The sequence below is a fragment of the Bradyrhizobium sp. STM 3566 genome, assembly GCF_045571445.1.
In the GTDB taxonomy this organism is placed as follows: domain Bacteria; phylum Pseudomonadota; class Alphaproteobacteria; order Rhizobiales; family Xanthobacteraceae; genus Bradyrhizobium; species Bradyrhizobium vignae.
In genome coordinates, this window is record NZ_CP120692.1 from 6,499,868 (window position 1) to 6,523,489 (window position 23,622).

General features: G+C 58.9%; 16 protein-coding genes. 4 read left to right on the forward strand and 12 right to left on the reverse strand.

Features of this window, described 5'->3' with window-relative positions; all coding sequences use genetic code 11:
- Positions 1-6: 6 nt before the first annotated feature.
- The 7 genes from P6U27_RS31015 to P6U27_RS31045 form a co-directional block, all read right to left on the reverse strand.
- Positions 7-1,179 carry an acyl-CoA dehydrogenase family protein gene (locus P6U27_RS31015; protein WP_407193144.1) on the reverse strand — a complete coding sequence of 391 codons (1,173 nt, stop codon included), beginning with the start codon at positions 1,177-1,179 and terminating at the stop codon, positions 7-9.
- 85 nt (positions 1,180-1,264) lie between these two features.
- Positions 1,265-2,467, reverse strand: coding sequence for an acyl-CoA dehydrogenase family protein (locus tag P6U27_RS31020; protein ID WP_407193145.1), 1,203 nt, complete (start codon positions 2,465-2,467; stop codon positions 1,265-1,267).
- Positions 2,468-2,947: 480 nt separating this feature from the next.
- On the reverse strand, positions 2,948-4,768 hold the full coding sequence (locus P6U27_RS31025; protein WP_407193146.1) for an ABC transporter ATP-binding protein: 1,821 nt from the start codon (positions 4,766-4,768) through the stop codon (positions 2,948-2,950).
- Position 4,769: 1 nt separating this feature from the next.
- Positions 4,770-5,636: an ABC transporter permease gene (locus P6U27_RS31030; RefSeq protein ID WP_407193147.1), complete on the reverse strand. Its 867-nt coding sequence runs from the start codon at positions 5,634-5,636 to the stop codon at positions 4,770-4,772.
- Positions 5,633-6,589 (reverse strand): ABC transporter permease, encoded by a 957-nt coding sequence (locus tag P6U27_RS31035; protein ID WP_407193148.1) that lies wholly within the window; start codon positions 6,587-6,589, stop codon positions 5,633-5,635. The genes P6U27_RS31030 and P6U27_RS31035 overlap by 4 nt, the downstream gene beginning before the upstream one ends.
- A 61-nt stretch (positions 6,590-6,650) precedes the next feature.
- Positions 6,651-8,267, reverse strand: coding sequence for an ABC transporter substrate-binding protein (locus P6U27_RS31040; RefSeq protein WP_407193149.1), 1,617 nt, complete (start codon positions 8,265-8,267; stop codon positions 6,651-6,653).
- A 1,122-nt stretch (positions 8,268-9,389) separates the two neighbouring features.
- Complete coding sequence (locus P6U27_RS31045) at positions 9,390-9,536, reverse strand: transposase (protein WP_407193150.1); 147 nt, start codon at positions 9,534-9,536, stop codon at positions 9,390-9,392.
- A 1,343-nt stretch (positions 9,537-10,879) separates the two neighbouring features.
- Here P6U27_RS31045 and P6U27_RS31050 point away from each other — a divergent pair.
- The 4 genes from P6U27_RS31050 (at position 10,880) to P6U27_RS31065 (ending at position 14,993) form a co-directional block, all read left to right on the forward strand.
- A complete protein-coding gene (locus P6U27_RS31050) occupies positions 10,880-11,854 on the forward strand; it encodes a 3-hydroxyacyl-CoA dehydrogenase NAD-binding domain-containing protein (RefSeq protein WP_407193151.1) in 975 nt (324 codons plus the stop codon).
- Positions 11,851-12,306, forward strand: a complete 456-nt coding sequence (locus P6U27_RS31055; protein ID WP_407193152.1) for a thioesterase family protein — start codon at positions 11,851-11,853, stop codon at positions 12,304-12,306. Before P6U27_RS31050 ends, P6U27_RS31055 begins: the two co-directional genes overlap by 4 nt.
- A 1,320-nt stretch (positions 12,307-13,626) precedes the next feature.
- Positions 13,627-14,511 (forward strand): 3-keto-5-aminohexanoate cleavage protein, encoded by an 885-nt coding sequence (locus tag P6U27_RS31060; protein WP_407193153.1) that lies wholly within the window; start codon positions 13,627-13,629, stop codon positions 14,509-14,511.
- Between the two features lie 257 nt (positions 14,512-14,768).
- Complete coding sequence (locus tag P6U27_RS31065) at positions 14,769-14,993, forward strand: hypothetical protein (protein ID WP_407193154.1); 225 nt, start codon at positions 14,769-14,771, stop codon at positions 14,991-14,993.
- A gap of 1,177 nt (positions 14,994-16,170) precedes the next feature.
- Here the strand turns inward: P6U27_RS31065 and P6U27_RS31070 are convergent.
- From P6U27_RS31070 to P6U27_RS31090, 5 genes are all read right to left on the reverse strand, one after another.
- Positions 16,171-16,956, reverse strand: coding sequence for a carnitinyl-CoA dehydratase (locus tag P6U27_RS31070; RefSeq protein ID WP_407193155.1), 786 nt, complete (start codon positions 16,954-16,956; stop codon positions 16,171-16,173).
- 1 nt (position 16,957) lies between these two features.
- Entirely contained in the window at positions 16,958-19,036 is a 2,079-nt protein-coding gene (locus tag P6U27_RS31075) for an acetate--CoA ligase family protein (RefSeq protein WP_407193156.1), read from the reverse strand.
- A 268-nt stretch (positions 19,037-19,304) separates the two neighbouring features.
- A complete protein-coding gene (locus tag P6U27_RS31080; protein WP_407193157.1) occupies positions 19,305-20,462 on the reverse strand; it encodes an acyl-CoA dehydrogenase family protein in 1,158 nt (385 codons plus the stop codon).
- A 44-nt stretch (positions 20,463-20,506) separates the two neighbouring features.
- The gene (locus tag P6U27_RS31085; protein ID WP_407193158.1) at positions 20,507-21,703 is read right to left on the reverse strand and encodes an acyl-CoA dehydrogenase family protein; all 1,197 of its coding nucleotides are present in this window, start codon (positions 21,701-21,703) and stop codon (positions 20,507-20,509) included.
- A 307-nt stretch (positions 21,704-22,010) separates the two neighbouring features.
- Positions 22,011-22,286 carry a 3-hydroxyacyl-CoA dehydrogenase NAD-binding domain-containing protein gene (locus P6U27_RS31090; protein ID WP_407193159.1) on the reverse strand — a complete coding sequence of 92 codons (276 nt, stop codon included), beginning with the start codon at positions 22,284-22,286 and terminating at the stop codon, positions 22,011-22,013.
- Positions 22,287-23,622: the final 1,336 nt, after the last annotated feature.

Here is a 23,622-nt window from a genome sequence, read left to right on the forward strand (position 1 = left end):
GCGACATCACCACGTTTGCGTTCCATCTTCTTGGTCACTTATCAGCCCTCCGAGGAATGCGAGCCGTCGGAGGTGATAGTCGGCATTTCCAAACAAGTTGTCGATCATCGTGACGCGCTTGAAGTAATGGCCAACGCTGTACTCCATCGTCATGCCGACGGCGCCATGCAATTGAATCGACTGGTGGCCGATCGCTTTCGCTGACTGGCCGATTTGGGCTTTTGCCGCCGAGATCGCTCGAGCGCGCTCCTTCGCATCCCCGCTGGCTGCCATCATCGCGGCATACATCGCCATGGAGCGCGACTGCTCCAGTTCAGCAAACATGTCGACGGCCCGATGCTGAAGTACCTGGAAAGAACCAATTGTCTCGCCAAATTGCTGGCGGGTCTTGAGATAATTGAGCGTGATCGATTGCATCTTTGCGAAGCAGCCGACAGCTTCGGCGCAAAGAGCTGCGACCGCCTCGTCCGCAACCGTCAGAATGACGGGAAATGCGCCCGCGGGATCTCCAATTACATCCGCCGCCTCAACGCGTACGTTTTCCAGCGTGAGTTCGGCCGCATGCAGTCCATCCTGCGTTCGATAGCGGCGGCGCGTGAGTCCCGGCGCCTCGCCGTCAACGAGGAAGAGGCCTATCCCATCCCTTTCCCGCGGCTCTCCAGCCGTTCTCGCCGACAAGATTATCTTGTCGGCCGCAGCACCATGGAGAACAAGGCCTTTAGCACCGCTGATCAGCCACCCGTTGCCGTCCTGATTCGCTTGTGTCTCTACGTGGAATAGGTCATAGCGCGAATTTGACTCTGCATATGCGAAGGCAAGTTTTGTTCGCCCTTCTCCAACCGCTGGAATGAGCTTGGCCTTCTGCGTTTCGTTTGCCGCGTACCGCAGGATGCCTCCAGCGAGCACTACGGTCGCGAAATAGGGTTCAAGGATCAACGCCTGGCCCAAGCTCTCCATTACGATCATCATCTCGACCGTGCCGCCGCCGAAGCCGCCATAGGCCTCAGGAAACGGCAGAGCCAAAAGCCCAAGTTCGGCATAGCGCGTCCACATGCTCTCGCTAAAGCCGGCCTCTTCGTTCTGGTACTTGCGCCGATGGTCGAAATCGTAACCTTCGAGCATCAGGCGCTCAAGGCTGTCCTTGAGAAGCCGCTGCTCCTCCGAAAGATCAAAATCCACCGGTAAACTCTCCTGAATGCAGGCCCTAACAGTCTCCTTAGCCCGCTGCGAATAGGCTTGTGTCTTGTCTCCTCGACCAAGAACGTCAGAGGCCGAGAATCGCCTTGGCGATGATGTTTTTTTGGATTTCGTCAGAGCCGCCGTAAATTGAGACCTTTCGGGCATTGAAATAGGCGGGCGCGATAGCTGCGGCCCAATCCGGACCAATGGGCGGACTGTTATGCGCCTGTATATCTTCCTCCGACAGATAGGGTTGCGCATAGGGGCCGACGACGTCCATCAGAAGCTGCGCTGTTGTCTGCTGGATCTCCGAGGCCTTTATTTTGAGGATAGCGCTCGCAGAGTTTTGGGTGACACTTTGGCCTTTCGATGCGTTAGCCACCACTCGAAGCTGTGTCACCTCCAATGCCTTTAGGCTAACTTCAAGGGCCGCGACCTTTTCGCGGAATGCGATCTGGTCGATCAGCCTCTGCTCTCCGAGACGGCACAGAGCAGCAAGCGTTTTGATGCGCCGGACACGCTCTTTCGAAGAGCCAATCGTGGCGATGTTGAAACGCTCATTGCCAAGAAGGAATTTTGCGTAGTCCCAGCCCTTGTTTTCATCACCAACAATGTTCTCGGCGGGGACGCGAACGTTGTCGAAAAAGACTTCGTTCACTTCGTAGCTACCATCAATCAGTTTGATTGGGCGCACGCTAATTCCGGGCGACTTCATATCGATGAGGAGGAAGGAGATTCCCAATTGTTTCTTAACATCCGGATTGGTCCTGACCAGGCAGAAAATCCAGTCGGCATGTTGCGCGAGAGTCGTCCATATCTTCTGGCCATTAACAATGTAGTGGTCGCCATCCCGCACAGCCCGCGTTTTGAGCGAGGCGAGGTCGGACCCCGCGCCAGGCTCTGAGAAGCCCTGGCACCACCAGTCATCTCCGTTTGCAATGCGCGGCAAATAGTACTTCTTTTGCGCCTCAGTGCCGAAAGTATAAATCACGGGGCCCACGAGGGTCGCACCGAACTCGGGCAATCCCTTCACCGGATACATCTGCAACTCTTCCCCGAAGATATAGAGCTGGGTCGGCGTCCAGCCGGTGCCACCATATTCTGTGGGCCAGTCGGGCACAGCCCAACCCTTCCTGTGCAGAATGCGCGTGCAAGCAACCATCTCATCTCTAGACAGGCCACGGCCCTCGATGATCTTGCGGCGAGTCTCCGGGGGCACGCTGTCGCGCAGAAACTGACGCACTGCTTCGCGGAACTCCCGCTCTTCCTTCGTGAACGCGATATCCATTCGATTGTCCTGAGAGGATTCTGTTTAGGCCGCTGTTCCTCTGTATTTATTCGAGAGCTAATGAGAGGCCATAGACATGACGATCAATCGGCGGCGGCGGCGACCCTATTTATTCGAGTTCGGTACCCACCACCAAATTTCTGCTGTCAACCAGCAGTTCGTGACGAGAAAGAAGAGGTAAACCGAACCGATGCACAAAGGCTGCAAAAGGCGGCTCGTTATCGGAGTAATTCTGCAAAAGGAGCATTTCCGAGATCTCGGCCCCCACTACAAGTGTTAGGACGAGCACGCCGGGGAGCACTTATTGTACCTGATCATCACCACGCAATAACAGCAGCGGTGGACCTACTGCCGATAGGAGAAGCGTGCCCAAGCCCTCGACTGGCTCGCCCGTGTCCTGAACGGGTCGATTGGAACCGCCCTAGCGCCTTGCTCCAACCTTGGCTGTTCCTTTAGCCGGCAAGCCGCCTTGCAGCTCGCTTACCCTGCTGCCAGCTTGACGAGCTCCTCTTCCGTACGCTGGCAACGAATTTTAGCGCCCTTTGACAAACGACGCATGGGTGTCGGCTCGACGTCGCAGCGGCCGGGAATACGGACAGGACAGCGCTCGAAGAAGCTACAGGCATCTCCCCGTCCGGTACGCGCAACACCGGCCGTGGTCTCCTTGAGACATTTTTCGCTCATTCGGTCTAGCCAGCCCTGCCGTAACTCAGGCACCGATGAGATCAGAAGATCAGAATAAGGATGCAGGGGGCGTTTATGCAGCGCTTCGCGGCTACCATGCTCCATTATCTGTCCGGCGTAGAGAATCATCACTTGATCGCACACGGCTTTGACAGTGGAAAGATCGTGGCTGATGAACAGGTAGGCGACGCCGATCTCGCGCTGCAACTCGGCAAGAAGATCGAGAATTGCGGCCCCGACCACGGTGTCGAGCGCGGAGGTCACCTCATCGCAAAGAATTAGCGAGGGTTCGGCGGCGAGCGCCCGTGCTAGATTGACACGCTGCTTCTGACCGCCCGAGAGTTCGCTCGGATAGCGGTTGGCTACGCTCGCTGGGAGGCGCACCATATCAAGGAGCTCGGCGACACGGTGCCGTTGCTTGTCGCCTGAAAGCCCGTGATAAAATTCTAGTGGGCGGCCAAGGATGCCGTTGATTGGACGTGATGGGTTGAGCGCGGTATCCGCCATCTGAAAGACGATCTGGATGCGCCGCAGCTGATCGCGTGTGCGGTGGGCCGCGTTAAGTGGCAGCAGCTTACCATGGAGTTTCACCTCTCCCTGCGCGGCTGGTAATAGGCCAGCAATGACGCGTGCGAGCGTGCTCTTGCCACAGCCGGACTCGCCGATAACGCCGAGCGTGCTGCCGGATTTGATCGAAAGGCTGACGTCCCGAAGCACCGGCACTGCGGGTATACCCTGATTGTTAGCACTGCCGTAGCCAACGACAACACTCCTCACCTCGAGAACAGGAGTAGCCGCCTGCTCCGAGGCAACGGATGCCGCGGCCCGCACCTGAGGTTCGGCCGCGGCGAGGAGGCTCTTGGTGTAATCGTTCTTCGGCGAAGAAAGGATGCGCCCGGTCGCATCGACCTCGCGTATGGTGCCGTCGCGTAGGACGATGATACGATCGGCCATTTGTGCAACTACCGCGAGGTCGTGTGAGACGTAGAGCGCCGTGGTGCCGCGCTCCTTGATCGCCTTCTTAAAGACACGCAGCACCTCGATCTGTGTTGTCACGTCGAGCGCCGTGGTCGGCTCGTCGAAGATGACCAGCTTCGGCTCGGTGACAAGCGCCATGGCGGCGAGCAGGCGCTGTAGCTGCCCGCCAGATACCTGGTGCGGATAGCGCTCGCCGACCTCCTCCGGATTCGGCAGGACGAGTTCGCGAAACAACGTGACCGCTTTCGCCTCAGCCGCGGCCGCCGGCATCACCCGGTGGATTTGCGAGCTTTCGATCACCTGCTTAAGTAGGGTGCGGGCCGGATTGAAGGAGGCTGCCGCGCTTTGCGGCACATAGGCGATATCGCGCCCGCGTAGAGATGCCAGTTCGCGCCGGCTCATGGCGAGCACTTCCCGCCCATCGAAGGTGATATTCCCAGCAACGATGCGCGAGCCCGCGCGGGCATAGCCCATCAGCGAGAGTGCCATGGTAGTTTTGCCGGAGCCGGATTCGCCGATAAGGGCAACGACTTCGCCCGGCTCGACGGCGAAGCTGGCATCGTTGACGATCACGATTTCGCGCCCGCAATCGTCGCGCGCCGTTACGCGCAGGTTGTCGACATTGACCAGCGGGGCCATCTCAGTGCTCGCCGTTCGAGGACCAGCGGCCCGGCAAATTGTCGATCAGCAGGTTGACGCCGATCGTCAAGGTCGCAATGGCAACCGAAGGCGTAACCACCGCGAGCGCACCATCGGCGAGCCCGGCGATGTTCTCGCGTACGAGGGAGCCCCAGTCGGCGTCCGGCGGCTGCACGCCGAGACCAAGAAAGGAAAGACCCGAGAGAATGAGTACCGCAAAAACAAACCGCAAGCCGAAATCGGTCAGGACTGGACCTGCGATGTTCGGTAGAATCTCCTCGCGGATGAGATAGCCGGTCCCCTCCCCGCGGGCGCGCGCCACTTCGACGAACTCGAGCGTGTTCACGTTGACGGCGAGCGCGCGCCAAATGCGGAACGCGCCGGACGTATAGATCAAGGCGACCGTGCCGATTAGCACCGGCATCGAACAGCCGAGCGCCGCGATGACGACGAGGGCTGCCATCTTGCTCGGGATCGAAATGAGCGCGTCGAAGAAGCGGCTGAGCACCATGTCGACCGCCCCACGCGAAACCGCGGCCAGCATACCGAGCGTGCCGCCCATCAGGACGGCGAGGAAGGTCGCCGCCGCGGCGACGCCGACTGTATAGCGCGCGCCAACGAGAATGCGGCTCATTACGTCTCGCCCGAGAAAGTCGCTACCGAGCGGAACGGCCCAGCGCATCTGCCCGAACACGTCGTCGTCGACCAGCGCGCCCACGTCATGAGGCGCGACGTAGGGTCCGATGATGGCCATTACCGCCCAAAACGCCACGATGCTACCGCCAATTATGCCGGCGAGTGGCAGACGGGGGCGGCGCCGCCGCCGGGAAGGCGATTCGATGACCGCGGCTGTTTGATCGGCGCTCATCGATAACGAAGCCTCGGGTTGGACAGGATGCCGGCGATATCGGCAAGCATCACCAGGAAGAGATAGGCCGAGCAAAAGATCATCACGCAGGCCTGAACGAGCGGCATGTCCCGAGTCGAGACGGCATCGACGAGAAGGCGTGCGAGCCCCGGATAATTGAAGATTATCTCGACGATGATGGTGCCGCCGAGAAGGTAGGACAGGCTGAGCGCGACAGCATTAGCGATGGGGCCGATCGTGTTCGGCAGAGCGTGCGTCAGCACGATCCGCATCGGCCGCGCCCCCTTGAGCACCGCCATCTCGATATAGGGCGAGCGCAGCGTATCAATGACGGCAGCACGCGTCATGCGCATCATCTGCGCAATCATCACGCAACTCAGCGTGAACACCGGCAGCGCGAAGAGGCGGAAGAACTGGTCAAAGGAGGCGATTCCGTCCGCATAGGACAGCGCCGGAAACCAGCGCAAGTGTACGGCGAAGACGATCACGCACAGCGTTGCAATCAGGAACTCAGGTACCGCTACGATTGACATCGTGAGGAAGTTCGCGGCACGATCGAAGAGGCTGCCGCGCCAGACCGCCGAGGTGATTCCGAGGACGAGCGCGATCGGTACGCATACGACCGCCGTCACCCCGGCGAGCATCAGCGAGTTCGGCAGACGGCTAGCGATCAGCCCCGCCACCGGCAGGTTGTTGACCAGAGAGCGGCCCGGGTCGCCCCAGAGCAGGCCGCCGAGCCACAGGAAGTAGCGGATATAGGCGGGATCATCGAGGTGGAGGGCGTGGCGCAGGCCCGCGACAGCCTCGGGCGTCGCACTTTGCCCGAGCACCGCCTCCGCAACGTCGCCCGGCAGGATTTCCGTGCCGATGAACACCGCGACTGAGACAAACCCGAGCGTCAGGATCGCAATCGCGATCCTGCTTGCGAGTAGCCCAACCAACGCCGTCCTCATATTGGCCATCCCGGCGCCGCGCTCCGACGCGCACCGCGTCCCGAGGATGTCGCAAGAACGGTCATTGGTCGAGCCAAATATTTTCGGCGAAGTTGAAGCCCATCAGGCCACCGGTCGGGATAGGCCGCAGACCCTTCAGCTTGTTAACATGGGCATCGAGATAGCTCGCGAACACCGGAATGCAGACACCGGAGCCTTCGTGCACGAGGCGCTGCATCTCGCTGTACCGCTCGCGGCGTCTCTCGGTGTCGGTCTCCGCGCGAGCTTCGAGCAGCAGCGCGTCGAAGCGCTCGTTGCGCCAAGCGCTCTCGTTAAAGGGTCCTTGCGAGTAGAAGAACTGAGTGAATGTAACATCAGCGCTCGCTTTGGGCGGATTGCTGCTGAAGAATATCGGGTGCTTTGCCCAATGGTTCGACCAGAATCCGTCGGCCGGCACGCGTTGCAGTTGGAGGTTGAGTCCGATCTGCTGACCGACCTGCTGCAGGACCTGACCCATCTCCTCTGAGTTTGGGGCGGCGGGTGACACGACAACGGGGAAGACCTGGTTGGCAAAGCCCGAACGTTGCAGATGGAAGCGCGCCTTATCGACATCGAAGGGGCGCTGCGGCAGGCTAGCATCGTAGAAGCGGTTGGTCGGGTCGATCGGCTGATCATTCGCGACCACCGCGAAACCCCGATAGACCGTCCGGCGGATTTGCTCGCGATTGAACATGTGCTTCACCGCCAGCACGAAGTCAGGATTTGATCCGGGCGCTCCGTCGAGGCGCAGGACAAGATCATGGTAGGCACCGCCCTTGGTCTCGAAGAGGGTGAGGTTCGAGGCGGAGATGATCCGCGGCACCAAGCGCGGACTGACCGTGCCGATCAGCTGCATATCGCCCGCGAGCAGCGCGTTGACGCGAGCCTGTTCGTCCGTAATGCCAAAAACCTCGATCTCGTCGAGATAGGGCTTGCCGGGCTTGAAGTACTCAGTGTTGCGTACCGCGAGCGATCGCACGCCGGGTTGAAATTCCTGGCACTTGTAAGGGCCGGTGCCATTCGCAGTACGGAAATCGGTAACGCCGTCCTTAAGGATCGCGCATTGCCAGGTGCCAAACATGGTCGGCAGATCGGCGTTAGGACCACTAAGACGTATGCGCACCTCGTTCGGCCCGGTCGCGGCGATCTCCTCCATAGGCGCGACTAGGGTACGCATGGCCGAGCCGATTGCCGGATCCTTGTGGCGCCGCAAGGAATAGACGACGTCGGCGGAGGTCAGCGGGGAGCCATCATGAAAGCGCACGTCGCGACGCAGCTTAATAGTCCACACTGTCGCGCGCTCACTCGGCGCCATCTCCTCGGCAAGATCGAGCTGCGGGGTCAAGCTCTCGTCGAGAGTGGTGAGCCCGTTATAGAACATAAACGCGCGTGAAAAGTCGGTCTGGGTCAACCCCCTCGCGGGATCCATAGTCTCTGTAGCCGAACTCCCATTGGTCGCCGCCTTGATCCTACCGCCACGTCGCGGGGTTTCCGCGTGCGCCGTCTCGGCGAACGTCGCAAATGTGCCAGCGGCCGCGACCGACATGCCAGCCGCAACGAGCCGTTTTATCACGTCCCGCCGCGACGCTCCGCGCCTCAACGCCTCACCCAGGCGCAACGCTCCGGCCTTCTTCAGTCCTTTGGCCGATGATTCAGACATGGATCACTCCTGCTGGCGTCGCGGCAGGCTCCTTTAGCCTGCCATGTTCTTGGCCGCGGCCTTTGACTCCGCGACCGTGGGGCCGACAGAAGGCTCTTCGCTTCTGAGATGCTACCAGTCTCCAGCGCCGGAATTCGCCAATGGAGGCCCTAAGATCACCGAAATTATGCGCATCCTTGTAAGAATCCGCGTATTTAAGTCATCTCTTGATCCAGCTTTTGAAGGCCGTCTCAGCGCCTGGGGCCGACGCGGGTCTGCGCCGCAGCGGTTCCTGCCAATTTGTGGTAGCGGGACAGACCAGCGATTGGGAATTGCCATCGGTTGCAGTCACGGCGCTGAGCTTGGCCCAAGCTGGTTAGGCGCCCTGCTCACAATTGCCAGCATGGATGACATTGATCCTATTCGAAAGATCTTCGCGAACCCGCTCTGGCGCGGGCCGACGCGGGCGAAACTGTTCGTTTGATTGCAGACGCGCCTCTTCAGATCGGTCCCTCCTGTGTGACGAAGTGAAAGACTCTTCGGCGAGAGACCGGGGGCGTTTCGCCCGAGAAGATCGGTGATCACAAGAAGCCGGTTCTGTCCGGCACGAATGACAACTGGCTACGCGCGGGAGCAAGACAGACGTGCGGGCGGTGCGGATGTTCGTTCACGCCGAAGGGCTGAGCTTCAAAAAGGTTCTCGCCGACCGAACAAGACCGCCCGATATCGCGCGTGAGCGAGGGGTTGTCGCGGCGAGCTGGAACGCCGTCGCATTGCGCATCAGATCTGGATAGCGGGCGCGTCCAAGACCGTAGACGCACTTGAGCAATGCCAAGAACGTCGCGCGATAATGTCGTGGCCTTGTCAGCGTAGACCGTTGCCTCGTCGCCGCAGATTAGCCGTCGGCGCCCACGGTGTGGCTGACCTTGGCTGCCGTAAAGGCCAGGCGCCGGATGATGCGACTGCCTTCGTCCATTGCCACATGCAGCTTGCAAAGCATTTGCCGTCCTTCTTGGTCCAGGCAGCGTCAGGATCGGGAGCGCGTTTGACCAGCTTGCCGACGGGCCGCCTGTCAGCGTCGGGGGCAAATCGCATCCCGTGGTTCGGGCGGATTGACCGCCGAGGGATGCAAAGAAGCGTCGATCAATGCCGCGCTTCAAGACGAAGCCAGCTCAATCCGCGCCGTCCTGAGGCAAACGTGCGCTCCGCCAGCGCGGTTTTGCCTAATCGTTCGCGGAAGCGCCACAATGTGGAGTGATCCGGCGCCGGATCGCTCAGCGACAGACCCAAACGCGCCGAAACGACAAGCGGTCTAGAAGCGCCTCCTCAAGCCCCGGATCCCGGCCCCCATACCATGCTGCTGCAACAGCGCCTCAAACAGCGCCAGCGAGAGGTAACCTGGCCTCCATCGACTCGCTCCGTAAGTCGCTCAGCAGCGCTTTAATCGCTCCAGTCGAGCAGTTCCGACACTGGCGCATTGGCTTCAGCCACGTCATTCAACAGTCCGTCTGTCTAGCTCAATTGACCAAATTTCCCCCCGAAGGGCTTTGCAGAAGTCACTCAAGATGCGAGGAGATTCGCCCGAGGAACAGATGGCGGAGCGTAGCGGGGCCATGTTGGTCTTGATCAGGCCTCATCAATAATACTAGGCGCGAAGCGAGCATGACCTTCATCGTGCGCTGCGCCACGACCGGACCAGCGCGCCCCCTGGCCAATCGAGGGACCCATCGACGGTGAGTCTTCATGCTCAATGTCGTGAAAGTGTTGGCGCCCACCCTGGCAGAGGCGAGGTCGTCATTCTCAACACCTCTGCAGGCATAAGGGTAGGTCTGCCCGCAACGGCATCGGCGCCAGAGGAGCCCATCTCCTGTTCCTGCCGCCCTACAACCCGACGACCGACGAATAAACAAACGCTCTCCATTCCAGGGTTTTTCAGCAGAATGGTAGATCGATATTACCTTCAGCGAATGAATACGCTCCCTCGCGAGCACCCGGCTGTCTCGTTTTTTTTGCTCTATCAATCGACAATAGCACGCTCATGCATCTGGTTTCGGCGAGGTGAGTCATCTGCTTTGGACGCTGTAGGGACTCAGGCTACACGAGTCCGACTTCATCCACCGATCAACGGTACGGGCCGTTTTCGCGGTCACACGATCTCTGTGGCGGCAGTCCGAAGGTAGCACTGAACTCGTCGGCGGCGTGGACGAAATCGTGCTCAAGATCGGGAGGAATTCGCAGCACGCGCGTGGCATAGCTGAGTGCGATTGCAGGGGGATGGCTCGCGATTTTTTTCTCCGAGGGAGTCTGATTTGCCTCATCCAACCTGAGACCTATTTGATATGAAACGCCCTGCATTCTTCAACTTACAAGCAGCATTTCGGCTGCCTTTGCTCCTGGATTAAAGGAAATGATCGTCGAATTTCGGTATGGTTTCGGCATGACATCGCGTGTTTCACGGCTTGGTCTAGCGATGCGAATCAACGCATCAACCATTCAAGACGACGACCGCCCTCGAACGTGATTCTTGATTTTGAGTCCTGATCCGGCATTCTGGTCAGTCTCAGGATTTGACAAAGTAGAGCTAGCAACGGCTTGCCAGCTTGCGGCGGCTGTTCCAAAACCGGAGTAAACGAATGTCGAAATCTGAAATACTGGACGCAAGCAAGTTTGCCAAGGTTACCTGTATCGGCGGCGGCGTAATCGGAGCTGGTTGGGCCGCGCACTTCATGCGAGCTGGACTTGACGTCGTGGTGTATGACCAAGCCGCCGAGCGCGAGAGCTATCTCCGAGAGAGTCTTGCGAGAGCTATGCCTGCGCTCGCGGATCTGGGTATGGCGCCGGGGGCTTCACCTGCACGAGTCTCCTTCACTACCAATTTCGAAGAGGCATTAAGAGGTACCGATTTCGTCCAGGAAAGTGCTCCCGAAAACATCGAGGCGAAAATTCGCTTGCTTTCGGAAATTGACGCGCTTGTGGCGCCTGATGTGATTATTGCCTCAAGTTCTTCGGGCTTCCTTGCCTCAGACTTGAGGAGTCAGGCGCGGCATCCCGAGCGCATCCTTGTCGGGCATCCCTTCAACCCGCCTTTTCTGATTCCACTTGTTGAGATAGCCGGAAGCGATGCAGCTCGAGAGGCGGCGGACAGGGCTACCGCATTTTACGAATCGACTGGCAGCGAAGTGGTCGAGCTAGACCGCGAGATTGAGGGCTACATCGGCAATCGTATCCAATACGCCGTTCTCAGGGAGGTTCTCTATATGATGTCGCAAGGGGTGGCCAGTCTGGAGGCAATTGATAGGGCCATCGCCGCAGGTCCAGCTATCCGCTGGGCTGCAATGGGGCTGTCTTCTTCTTTATACCTTGGGAAGAGCGACCCGTCTCAATGGAGGAAACTTGTGGAAAGTATTGGTCGTGACATGGACGGTTATTTAGCGCCGGCGAGCTTCCAACCTGACCAGGAGCTGCTGCGGACCTATGCTGAAAAGGTCGCTGTCGGGATCGGAGCAAATGGGCAGGCGGGGCTGATGGCGTTGCGCAATGCCGGCGTGGTGGGTATCCGCTCTGCTTTGACGCGTGCGAAAGCAGGTCTTGGAGGGAAAGAAATATGACCTGGATTAAGACTTGGGAAGGGGTCGTCGAGAAGGACTGGTTGGACCAGCTTGATCACGTCAATTTCCTGACCTACCAACGCATAGCCGATCTCGCCAGTGGCGAAATCTGGCGCCGAGCAGAGGAAGGTGCTGAGTCGGCAGCGGATCTTCAGTTCGTAATGACAGAAACGCATGTCTGCTATATTCGCGAACTGCGGTTGGGAGCGCCGGTTGAAATCCGTACATCGCTGATCGCGTGGGATACGAAGCGGTTTCATCTTTTTCATCGCTTGGAAAGCGTCAGCAATCTCGTTTGTACGGTCGAGACAATGAACCTCTGCTTCGATCCTACGAACCGCAGAGTGGCCCCGTTCCCAGCCGCAATCACTAGCTATTTTGCATCGTGGGGGAGCTCGCCAGATGATGTCCATGCGCAGTTGTCGATTAGGCGAAGGCCGTCTCCCAGTTGATCACCAGAAAGACTGAGTTCTGGCCGCCGACCGCTCGCTTTGACCAAACTAGCCGGCTCCCGCGATCGCTTTGCTCGCAGCCGGGAGTAAAAGTGGTCATTCAGGTTGCGCTCGCACGCAAGCTGCTCGTTCGCCTTAACGCCTAGAGATCGGCACACTCTCAAACCGCTATCGCTAACGGCAAGCCTCACAGTCCGGCCGGCGGCTGCCTGGGTATCAAGCATCCTTTTTGAACTCTCTAACGGAACGTCGGTAGCGCTCGTGTCGTCGGAGTTGGTCAGGGATGCGGAGAGCGCGCGTGCGGCTGAGGCCTTTTTTGGTTAATCGATGCAACTTGGTCACCCCAAGACGTTAGTTTCGCTTGACGGATGTAGCCGCGACTGTCGACTAGCCCGACGCTGCTTCATGGTTCGCGGGATCAGAAGTGCCGTGCCATCAAGAGCCGTGTACGGAGTTTTGCGTCTGAGCTATCGCGACAGCCATTGCGCGATGGTGTGCGCTGATTAAGAACCCCAACAGTTCCGTGCGCCGCAGAGAGGGCACGGGAGTTGCTAGCACGATCAGACGGGTTATCGCTCGATGCGTGGGTGCGGATTAAACATTGCTGGAATTCTCATGCGCTTTTTGCCCTCGTTTGCGCATGTGCCGATGGATGCTGCGCTCCTTCCGAGATACACCTGATTGCCGAAACCCTTCGCGCACGCTGCTGCGGTCTTTGTTGGCGACGGTGGGCTGGTTGCTACCGCGAGCCCGCCCGATCTTGGCGTCGACTCGGTACCAAGGTCTCGGGGTTACGAGATGTGGCGCCCCCCCCACTCACCGCGAGACGATCGACCAAGCTATGATTGATATATTAAAGGACAGACAGCCCGGCGACGGCTACGCCCCGCATCCGGGCGCGGAAGATTATCGAGCACCTCCGTCGGATTGAGCCAGAGTGCTGCCCATCTCATGCAGCGTGGAGGCGGAGCCCGTGAGTAGTATTGCAAGAATGCTGGACTGGAGAGTGGAGAGCTATATGTGATGCACCGATCGCTCAAGCCTGCAAATGGATGGAAATATGCATAATGCTCTTAGAAATCGCTGATATTATGCCGAGTTGACTTACATCGAGCCGCAAACCTGTCGTCGAGTAACTTAAGATACAATGGTTTTGACGCGCGGAAATAAGGGGCGGCCTTCCCGGAAGATCGGGCAAGCCTGGGAGGCTATCGGCCGCCAAAATCGGCCTGCCCTCAATAACGTGACTGGTCGAAATAAAAAGCTGGTGCCGGAAGGTCCACTGGCCTGCAATTCATGGCAACTGATAAGGAGTCTTTGATGTCTCGGAAGGTCATCATCACGTGCGCAGTAACTGGGGGCAATAGTGCAGTGCTTGCGAAGCATCCGAATATTCCAAAGACGCCTTCACAAATTGCGGATGCAGCGCTGGAGGCCGCGAAGGCGGGCGCTGCGGTTGTTCACATCCACGTTCGTGATCCAGACACCGGACTCGGATCGAATCGATTCGAGCTCTATGAGCAGGTCGTGAAGAAGCTTCGGGACGCGGCGACTGACGTTATCATTAACTTGACCTGCGGAATGGACGGTGAGCTGGCGATCGATACCGTTGATCCCATAACGATCGGCAAAGCGTCCACACTTAGGGCTCCCATGGGACGCTGTCTCCACGCCATCAAGCTTCAGCCAGAGCTTAGTACTTTGGATTGCGCCACGCTGTTGTTTGGCGAGCGCATTTATGTTGCGCGCATGTCCGATTTGCGTGAGATGGCGACGCTTATGCGTGAAGCCGGAGTAAAGCCTGAACTGGAATGCTTCGACCTTGGCCATATTGAAACCGCCAAAAAACTCATTTCGGAAAGCTCAGTGGATGGTCCTGGCCTGTTTCAATTCTGCCTCAGCACTGGGAATGGCGCTCCCGCTACTCCTATTGTTCTGCAAGCGATGCGGAGCCTTTTGCCTTCAGGGGCGATCTGGGGTGGATTTGGGTGTGGCGCGGATGAAATGCCGACGGTCGCACAGGTAGTCTCGATGGGCGGACATGTGCGAGTAGGATTGGAAGACAACATTTATCTTCGACGTGGTGTACTGGCATCAAACGCCCAACTTGTCGAGAATGCAGTCGGCATCATCGAGCGCATGGGAGATAGCGTAGCAACACCGGCCGAGGCTCGGAAACTTCTTGGGGTTGTGAAACGCGGATAACCGTATTTGATTCCAGCATGATCTTACGCCATGCTGGAATCTCATCAATCGGCGTCAACGGGCCTAAAGAAGAGCGATCAGGCGTCCGTCGAACAGACGAACGATGCCGTCGTTCGCCACCTCATGGGCCATGGCCGCTTACTTCTTCCAGCCGTTGTTCAAGCGGAGGAGGAGCGTCGTGAAGGGGGTAGAGTAATCAAGAGCTATCCCTTCCCATCGAAGCCCAATGAGCGTGCATTGGCGCATCCCACCACGGCGTGAAGAAAAGGCTCCGCGATCATTATCGCTCGGTCGATCCGGTCGCGCTATTGGCGGAGATTCGGACCCAAGAGGAGCCAGGCAATCGGCTCGACCGTCGTGCCGGACAGGCGCTCGGCGTGCAACTCGCTCACACTCGCGCCCCGCCAGCGAGCACGACGACGCTCGCGAAGACGCTCGGCGAGACGGTGACGGCCGGCAAGCCGCGTGCCACGTACCGTTAGTCTATGGGCAGCTCGGCAAGTTCGCGCTGACCACGGTCCAGCGCTATGCCCGTGCCACAGTTCAAGCCCGCCAAGCGGGCCTTGAAGACGCTCCGAACTTATCTCGGTGGCCTTATGGTGAGTCGGCCACAAGCTAGGTGGCGACGACGACCTGCTCGGTGGGATCGTGTTGGAGCACATGCTGGGCAGGCGACGGGTGCTTGAACAGAACAGAAGCAGCACCAGCGTGGACCGAAGGTCTACTCGCTGAAAGTTCCAGAGGCGGAATGCATCGGCAAGGGCAAGGTCCACCGGCCCTATGCGTCTCAGTTGCCATCACGCTTTCGCACGCCAGAGCTGGCCAGTTCGTCGCTCATGTGAAGACGCTGCCCGGCGGTCCTTATGACCGCCATACACTCGAAACGCATCGTCCCGGACATGAAGGCACTGATCGGCAACATCATTTTCGACAATAGAAGTCGCCGCCACAATGCGCCACCTACTGCAAATTCAGGGTCTTAATCGTCGAGCCGGTGATCGGCCATCTCAAATCCCAGCACCGGATGGGCCGCAATTATCTCCGGCATCGCGAGGGCCATGCCCCCAATGAAAGCCTCGCCGCAGTCAGCTACAACTTCCGCCGTCTGATCCGGTGGCTCGCTGGCGGTCCCAAATCCTCATCCCGATCGTGGTCGCCTTCAGCTCGTCACTGGCTGAAATCCGCGTTCTTCAAGGTCGACTGATCAGCGTCGCCTTACACTTGCCCGCCGCGATGACCTGGGCCTCATGGCCACAGTGGACGATAAATCACGAGTCGGTCGGGATCCTGTCTGGGTCTTTAAGGCCTCAGGTCCACGTCGTTGGCCAGGGCCGGCGCCGTCAGCTAGGCGGACCGTCGGCGCAACAAATAGAGATCCCACGTTGCCGAACGAGAGCTCGCCCTTGGCGCCCTCCGCGTGGATCCGGGCGCGCGGTGTGGGATGCTCCCAAGAGAACGCCCCGCCTGCACGAGGTACCGTTGCCATTGATGCTCATCTACAATCAGCAACATGCCCGCAGGGTTGCCAAGGACATCGGACGGGTCGGGGCATGCGATTTAGAGTGCAACTTCGGCCGCCGCGCGCAGACCATCCTGTATTCGACAGCCGCGGCGCATCAAGCTGGCGCGTCGATACACCATCACTCTGGGCCAGCTGCGCTATCTCCCCCTCCAAACTGGATCGCGCTTTTCGGCGAACGCCCGCGGTCCCTCGAGCCTGTCTTCCGAGCAGCTGAGCGTTTCGACAGTTGCGAGTTGACGCCGCGAAACTCGGTTCATGGCGTCTTGGAACGTGAGTGTCTCGGCTACGCGCACCGTTTCCTTGATCGCGGCAAAGACCAGCGGCGGTCCGCCTGCGAGCAGCCGCGCAATCTCCCAGACGCGTTCGTCGAGCTTTTCCTTGGGCAGCACCTCATTGACGATACCCCAGCGATGAGCCTCTGCTGCATCCATCCAGCGACCGGTAAGCAGTAGTTCCATAGCGATGTGATAAGGGATCCGTTTCGGCAACTTGATGCTTGCCGCGTCGGCCAGTACGCCGGCGCGAATCTCCGGAAGCGCGAAGGAGGAATGGTTGGAGGCGTAGATCAAGTCGCAGGAGAGCGCCAGTTCGAAGCCGCCGCCAACTGCCATGCCATTGACACAGGCAATCACCGGCTTGTTGAGGCCGCGCAGTTCCTGCAGCCCACCGAATCCGCCGACGCCGTAGTCGTCGTTGCGGACTTCGACGCCGGCTGCTGCCGACTTGAGGTCCCAACCGGCGCAGAAGAACTTGTCACCGGCGGTCTTGACGATTGCGACCCGCAACTCGGGATCGTCTCGGAACGCCTTGAAAGTGTCACCCATCAGCCGCGACGTTATGTGGTCGACGGCATTGGCTTTCGGCCGGTTCAGCGTAACCTCAAGGATCGCCCCTTCACGGCAAGTTGTGATGACGTCAGACATTCTATTGTTCTCCTTTATCTCCAAGCACCAGCAGCGCGTCAGCAATCCAAGCGCCCCCGCCTTTTGAACAGACGATCAGCGGGTTAACATCCAATTCCTCGATCTCGCGGGCATTCTTCTGAACAAATTCAGCAATGCCGGCGATTGCTTCGATAGCCGCCGCGATATCGGCCTTAGGCCGCCCCCGATAGCCTTCGAGTAATTGATAAAACTTCAGGCTGCGCACTGCGGTCTCGATTTCACAGCGTGCCGTGGGCAGCATGAGGGTCACGCTGTCGCGAAGCAATTCGACCAGAACGCCGCCGGTGCCAATCGTCATGATCGGGCCAAACATCGGATCGCGAGTAAAGCCGACGATAAGTTCGGCAACTCCGTTGCGCACCATGCGTTCGACATAGAGGCCAGTGCCGAGCGGCAACAGATCATGGGCCGCCGCTCTGACGGATTCCTCATCCTTGAGATTCAGCCGCACGGCTCCGACTTCCGATTTGTGTGCGACGCCTAGCGCCTTCAGTGCTACAGGAAATCCGAGCGCCGTGGACACGATCCCCGCTTCCTCGGCACTGCCTGCGCGCTGACCTTTCGGCACTGGCAGACCGGCTTTGAGTAGTCTTTCCTTGGCTCCGGCTTCGTCAGACGTTACACGCTGGTCGGTTGACGCACCTGCAGCTGTGGTGTCAATTGGCTCCGCCTGTGGCTTGCACCACGCCGAACCAATGAACGCCCCCGCTTCGGCGGCTTCCATCGCTTCCGAAATGCCCAATAGAGGTACTATGCCCCGCTCTATGAGTCCGGCAGTGTACTCTTCAGGCATGTTCTCGGGCAACGAGGAGACGATCGCGCCCTTCGCCTTGTTGGTCCTCAGCGCCGCTTCGAAGGCGCGTATGTTTGGCCAATAGCTGGCGTTCGAGCAGCGGTCGGGACGCGGGAAGTCGAGGACCATCATGTTAAAGTCAAAGCCACCCGACACCATTGCAGTGAAGGTCTCGGTCAGCGCCGGCTCGTTATTCCAGATGAAGGTGTGGTAGTCGAGCGGGTTAGCCACCGCGACCAGCGGCCCAAGGGTCGATTTGACACGGGCGCGGTGCTGATCGGTGAGCCAGGGGAAATGTACAAGACGCCCTTCGGCGCTGTCGGCCATGACCGAGGCTTCGCCGCCTGAGCAACTCACCGAGGACAGGCGGAAGCCGTGCAGCGGCCCTGTTACGTGCAAAAGCTTCAGCGCTTCGATAAATGTGGGAATGGATCCGACTCGAGCGATACCGAGTCGCTTCAGGAACGCACCGGAAGCGGCATCCGAGCCGGAAAGCGAAGCGGTATGTGATAGGGTCGCCTGGCGCGCCTGCTCGGAACGGCCAACTTTCATCGCTATGATCGGCTTCTTCAACTCGCGCGCACGTGCAGCCAGCCTCTCAAAACCGGCGACGGAATCGAAGGCCTCCACATGCAGGCCGAGTGCCGTGACACGATCGTCCTCTATCAAGCCAAGCGCCATTTCGGAGAGACCGGTCTGCGCCTGATTGCCGGCAGTCATCAGAAAAGCGATCGGTAAGCCACGCTTCTGCATGGTCATGCTGATGGCCATGCTTGATGACTGCGTGATAATTGCGACGCCACGGCCGCCTTCGGCTAGCCTGATTCCGCCATGCTGGTCGGGCCATAAGAGTGCACCGTCGGCATAGTTGATCAGGCCGTAGCAGTTCGGACCGAGAAGTGGCATCTGCCGGGCTGCCGCGACGACCTCGGCCTGCAGCCGTTCACCTTCCTGGTCGTAGGCTCCGACTTCGAGGAAACCGGAAGCGTAGCAGACGGCGCCGCCGGCACCGCGCGCGGCCAGAGCTGCGATCACCTCTATGGTGAGGTGCCGGTTCACACCAACGAAAGCGGCGTCAGGTGCATCGGGCAGGTCGGCCACCGACCGGTAGGCCTTGCGGCCGGCAACCTCTTGCTTGGTGGGATGCACCGGCCAGATCTCGCCGGCAAAGCCCATGCCAATGGATTGCGCGACAACGGATGCGGCCTGCCGCCCCCCGAACACGGCGATAGATTTCGGACGTAGAAGACGTTCCAACCTACGCATCGATCAGTTTCCAAATTCAGCTAGCGGAGTCCGCCCTGGATGCGCTCCAGTGGCCGATCGTCTATCAGACAGTACCGCGGTATGTGGCGTCGAAGAGAGAGTTTGCGCCACCGAACGGGATTTCACGGGCGTCCTGGAACTAGGTCGATCACCGCATTGATGTTCAAACCTGGTCGGGACCACAGAACCGGTGCCCAGTGAAATCGCAATGGGAAGAGGGCCCCGCATTTTGACGAGTCCACGCAGCCCACTCCCTTAGATTCCTTTCTCAATTCATTGGCTCACCGACGAGCCCCCCGAGAGCCGCAAGCCGCCTTAGATGAAAGTCTGTATCGCCAAACGAGGCACCTAACATGGTGATATGTTTGAAGTAGTGGCCAACGCTGTACTCCATGGTCATTCCGATGCCACCATGGAGTTGGATCGACTGTTGCCCGATCGCCTTCGCCGAGCGACCAATCTGGGCCTTTGCCGCCGAAACTGCGCGCTCGCGGTCGGTCGTATTGGGTTCGCCTACCATCATTGCGGCATACATGGCCATCGAACGGGATTGCTCTAGTTCGACGAACATGTCGACCGCCCGATGCTGCAATACCTGGAATGTGCCGATCTTCCTCCCGAACTGCTCGCGCGTCTTCAGATATTCGAGAGTAATGGCGTGCATTTTGGAAAGGGAGCCGACGGCTTCTGCGCAAATTGCTGCAATCGCCTCGTCAGCCACTCGCGAAATAACCGGGAACGCCCTTGCCGGATCACCAATTACATTGGCCGCATCAACGTGCACGTTCTCGAGCGTGATCTCGGCCGCGCGCAGGCCGTCTTGTGTCGGATAGCCGCGGCGTGTAAGACCCGACGCTTGGGCGTCGACCATGAACAGGCCGATCCCATCCTTGTCCCGCGTCTCTCCGGCTGTTCGGGCCGATATGATATACTCGTCGACGGAGTCGCCGTAGAGAACGAGGCTCTTTGTGCCGTTCAGGATCCATCCGTCCCCGTCCTTTTTCGCCTGCGTCTTAATGTCGAAAAGGTCATAGCGCGACTGCGGCTCAGCATAGGCGAAGGCCAATTTCAGTCGGCCCCCCGCGATCGTGGGGATGATTTTTGCCTTCTGCGCCTCGCTCGCTCCGTGCCGGAGGATGCCGCCGGCAAGAACTATGGTCGCGAAATAGGGTTCGAGGATCAGCGCCTCGCCGAAGGCCTCCATAACGATCATGGTATCGACGGCACTGCCGCCGAAGCCGCCATATTCTTGAGCGAAGGGCAATGCTAGAAGCCCGAGTTCGGCATAGCGCGACCACATCGCTTCACTATATCCGCGCTCCTCCGCCTGATACCTGCGGCGGTGGTCGAACCCGTAGCTGTCGAGTAGCAGCCGCTCGACACTATCTTTGAGAAGGCGCTGCTCCTCGGAAAGATCAAAGTCCAACGTGAAATTCTCCTGAACTGGGGCCGCCAACGGCCGTTGAAGTATCAGAGGCCGAGGATCGCCTTTGCAATGATGTTCTTCTGGATCTCGTTGGAGCCCGAATAGATTGAGGCGGCGCGGCTTCCAAAATATGTGGGCGCGGCGCTTGCGACCCGATCGAGGCCAATCGGTGACTCATCGCCACTCTCGAGTTCCTCTTCCGAGAGATAGGGAAGCGCGTAGGGCCCGGCTACATCCATTAGCAATTCCGCGGTCACTTGCTCAATTTCCGAGCCTCTGAGCTTAAGGATAGAGCTTGCAGGGTCTTGCGAGCTCTTCTGCTGCTTCGATGCATTAGTGACCACGCGAAGCTGCGTCAGTTCGAACGCCTTCAATTGGACCTCGACTGCAGCGACCCTCTCGCGGAACGCGGCTTGGTCGATTAGTCGCTCATCACCGAGGCAACACTGCGCGGCAAGTCTCTTGGCGTGCCGGATGCGCTCCTCGGAAATGGCTACTCCGGCGTCGGCGAAGCGTTCATTACCAAGAAGAAACTTGGCATAGCCCCACCCCTTGTTCTCTTCGCCGACGAGATTGTCGACCGGAACACGGACGTTGTCGAAAAAGACCTCGTTAACTTCGTGACCGCCGTCGATTAGCTGTATCGGACGCACACTGACGCCTGGCGTCTTCATGTCGATTAGAAGGAAGGAGATCCCTTGCTGCTTTTTCACATCAGGATCGGTCCTGACCAAGCAGAAGATCCAATCAGCGTATTGCGCCCACGTGGTCCAGATCTTCTGGCCGTTGACGACATAGTGACTTCCATCACGCACTGCTCGTGTCCTGAGTGAAGCGAGATCGGAGCCCGCGCCCGGCTCAGAGAAGCCTTGGCACCACCAGTCCTTAGCGTCGGCGATACGCGGCAGATAGTATTTCTTCTGCGCCTCATTGCCGAAGGTATAGATGACGGGGCCAACCAAAGACTCGCCGTATCCGAACTTAAACCGCGCAGGAAGCGCTCGCACCTCTTCGGCGAAAATATACTGCTGCAAGGGAGTCCACCCCGCTCCTCCATATTCTTTGGGCCAAGTCGGGACACCCTTCCGATTGAGGATACGCGCTCCCGCAGCCTTCTCTTCTTTCGACAACTGACGGCCTTCGGCTAATTTGCGCGGTATCTCCGGGAACATGTTTTCACGCAAGAACCGCCGCACTTCTTCGCGAAAGCTCCACTCATCTTCTGTGAATGCGAGATCCATTGACTCTTCCCGTGACTAAATTCGGATTCGAACTGTTGCGATTGAGGACCACTGAGCAAACGTTGAAGAATGCGGCCGCAATTGAGACGTTGATGAGCTAGGGAAGACAGTCGAACAGAGTTCGTTCGCACAGCGCGAGCGCCTCACCGGCGCCGGAGCGGCGCGAGCGTAGCCCCTGTAGTACCGCACCAGGGAGTCGTCGCGCTTCGTTTCGGGCTCCGAGATGGTGAGGTGTTCCGCCTCCACTTGCTGCTCCGGCTCAGGTTCCTGCACAAGCTCCACGCGGCGAACGGCGTCCGCGAGGGTCTCAACCACTGCTAGCGCTCCCTCCGCCGGCAGCGGACCTTGTGTCAGCCGCTGGTACGCCCGCCGCGCGGTTGACAGTATCTGCTGTAGGCGATCGAATGGGCGCGGGATCGTACACCCGCACGTCAACCCCGTTTAGAACAAATCGTGCGGCCCACCCTCCGCCGATCGTCCCGCCTCCTACCAACCCGACCTTTTGCGGCAGTTTCCTGGACGGAAATGTTGAGCTTTCAGACGACATTGCACTCTCAGGCATGACGCTTCTCGCGAACCTCATCAGGGCGCATAGGGCCCACCCCGGATCCTATCGAGAATATCTATCGTACGCTCCACCAGACGGAGCCTGGCCGTCGATCGCCCACGGGAGCTGCTCCGGGCCCGCAGCACACCCGATCCCCGCTTCGCAACGAGGACAGCACCTGTGATGGCAGGTATGAACACCTCTGAAACCACTTCCACCGCTACGCCAAGTCAACGATACATTTGACCAAATACTACCGGCCCCTAGACGCACAAATTAACGAATATAGAGGGTCCGCAAGCTGAAATCAGGCGCTCGATCGCCCCAAGTTGAACTTTTGCCTCTTCACCTTCGACGCTGCTCAAAGAAAGCTGCCGGAAACCGCCTGACCTTTTGTAACGGATCTGCCGGCAATGCTTGCTACTTTTGGTTAAATGAGCAGCAATTGCAGGTCGGCAATCAGTTCGTCAGCGCCGACGGAATCTCTTGCTTTTTAACCGCGGCGTCGACTGCGTGACAGTGACGCTGCAGGCCTTGAAGTGAAGCGGTGATATTTTCGCCGGCACTAGCCTGAGTTAGATTTCGAAGCGAGGGGTGGGGAGCTTCGCCAAGTAACGGGCGACCAATTCAGCTAGGTCGCGTCTTCGCAAAAAGTATCCGCTGCCTGCGATCCGGGCGATCGTGACGGACGCACTCATCACGCTCGCCAGCGATAAACCACGGCATCTAATTCGCAGCCGGGCACAGGATACTCTTTCGTTGGCCAATGCCTCAACAGGCCTTCACCGCTGCACTGGGAAATAGGGTACGACCTGGGGTCTCGCAAGTTTCCTCATCTCGCCAATTGCGGCGGCGCGGGACCAAGACTTAGCCTCCAGCAATGCCTTCTGAACGCGCTAGGGATGCAAAACATAAGCAGGAGCAGCCGACCTCACTCGCGATTCTTGACCTTCACAGGATCGACGACCTCCTTTTCTAGGCCAGGTGACCTATACTATTTGATGCCATATGGCGCTCACGCTCTAGCTGCTTTCACAAGCCGGCTCTCAACAACCTGACGCTGGCCGATGATTACGCCGCGTACTACGGCGGGAGGTCGAATTTGCATAAGCGAGATCCAGAAGGTTGCTTGAGCAACAAGATGAGCATGTGCGCGTAATGATTCTCAGACGGAACAGAGCGCGATGCACGCGCCTTGATCGTGTCGCGGAAATATGATTTCCAACGAGGTCAATTCTTGTCGAATCCGGAACGTTTCGGAGAAGTGCTGAACGTGGTGCGGCTCGCGCTTTGTCGCCAAAGGTTCCGGCTGACAAAGCGCCTGCCGCCGCTTCGAATGCGTCTCCCTCGACATGCGCTCTATCAAACATCA

Excerpts from the sequence above, each read along its gene's own strand:
- P6U27_RS31055 (WP_407193152.1), top strand. The coding sequence starts at position 11,851 with ATGACCTGGATTAAGACTTGGGAAGGGGTCGTCGAGAAGGACTGGTTG.
- P6U27_RS31030 (WP_407193147.1), bottom strand. The coding sequence starts at position 5,636 with ATGAGCGCCGATCAAACAGCCGCGGTCATCGAATCGCCTTCCCGGCGG.
- P6U27_RS31025 (WP_407193146.1), bottom strand. The coding sequence starts at position 4,768 with ATGGCCCCGCTGGTCAATGTCGACAACCTGCGCGTAACGGCGCGCGAC.
- P6U27_RS31050 (WP_407193151.1), top strand. The coding sequence starts at position 10,880 with ATGTCGAAATCTGAAATACTGGACGCAAGCAAGTTTGCCAAGGTTACC.
- P6U27_RS31085 (WP_407193158.1), bottom strand. The coding sequence starts at position 21,703 with ATGGATCTCGCATTCACAGAAGATGAGTGGAGCTTTCGCGAAGAAGTG.
- P6U27_RS31040 (WP_407193149.1), bottom strand. The coding sequence starts at position 8,267 with ATGTCTGAATCATCGGCCAAAGGACTGAAGAAGGCCGGAGCGTTGCGC.
- P6U27_RS31075 (WP_407193156.1), bottom strand. The coding sequence starts at position 19,036 with ATGCGTAGGTTGGAACGTCTTCTACGTCCGAAATCTATCGCCGTGTTC.
- P6U27_RS31020 (WP_407193145.1), bottom strand. The coding sequence starts at position 2,467 with ATGGATATCGCGTTCACGAAGGAAGAGCGGGAGTTCCGCGAAGCAGTG.
- P6U27_RS31090 (WP_407193159.1), bottom strand. The coding sequence starts at position 22,286 with ATGAGGTTCGCGAGAAGCGTCATGCCTGAGAGTGCAATGTCGTCTGAA.
- P6U27_RS31070 (WP_407193155.1), bottom strand. The coding sequence starts at position 16,956 with ATGTCTGACGTCATCACAACTTGCCGTGAAGGGGCGATCCTTGAGGTT.
- P6U27_RS31060 (WP_407193153.1), top strand. The coding sequence starts at position 13,627 with ATGTCTCGGAAGGTCATCATCACGTGCGCAGTAACTGGGGGCAATAGT.
- P6U27_RS31035 (WP_407193148.1), bottom strand. The coding sequence starts at position 6,589 with ATGAGGACGGCGTTGGTTGGGCTACTCGCAAGCAGGATCGCGATTGCG.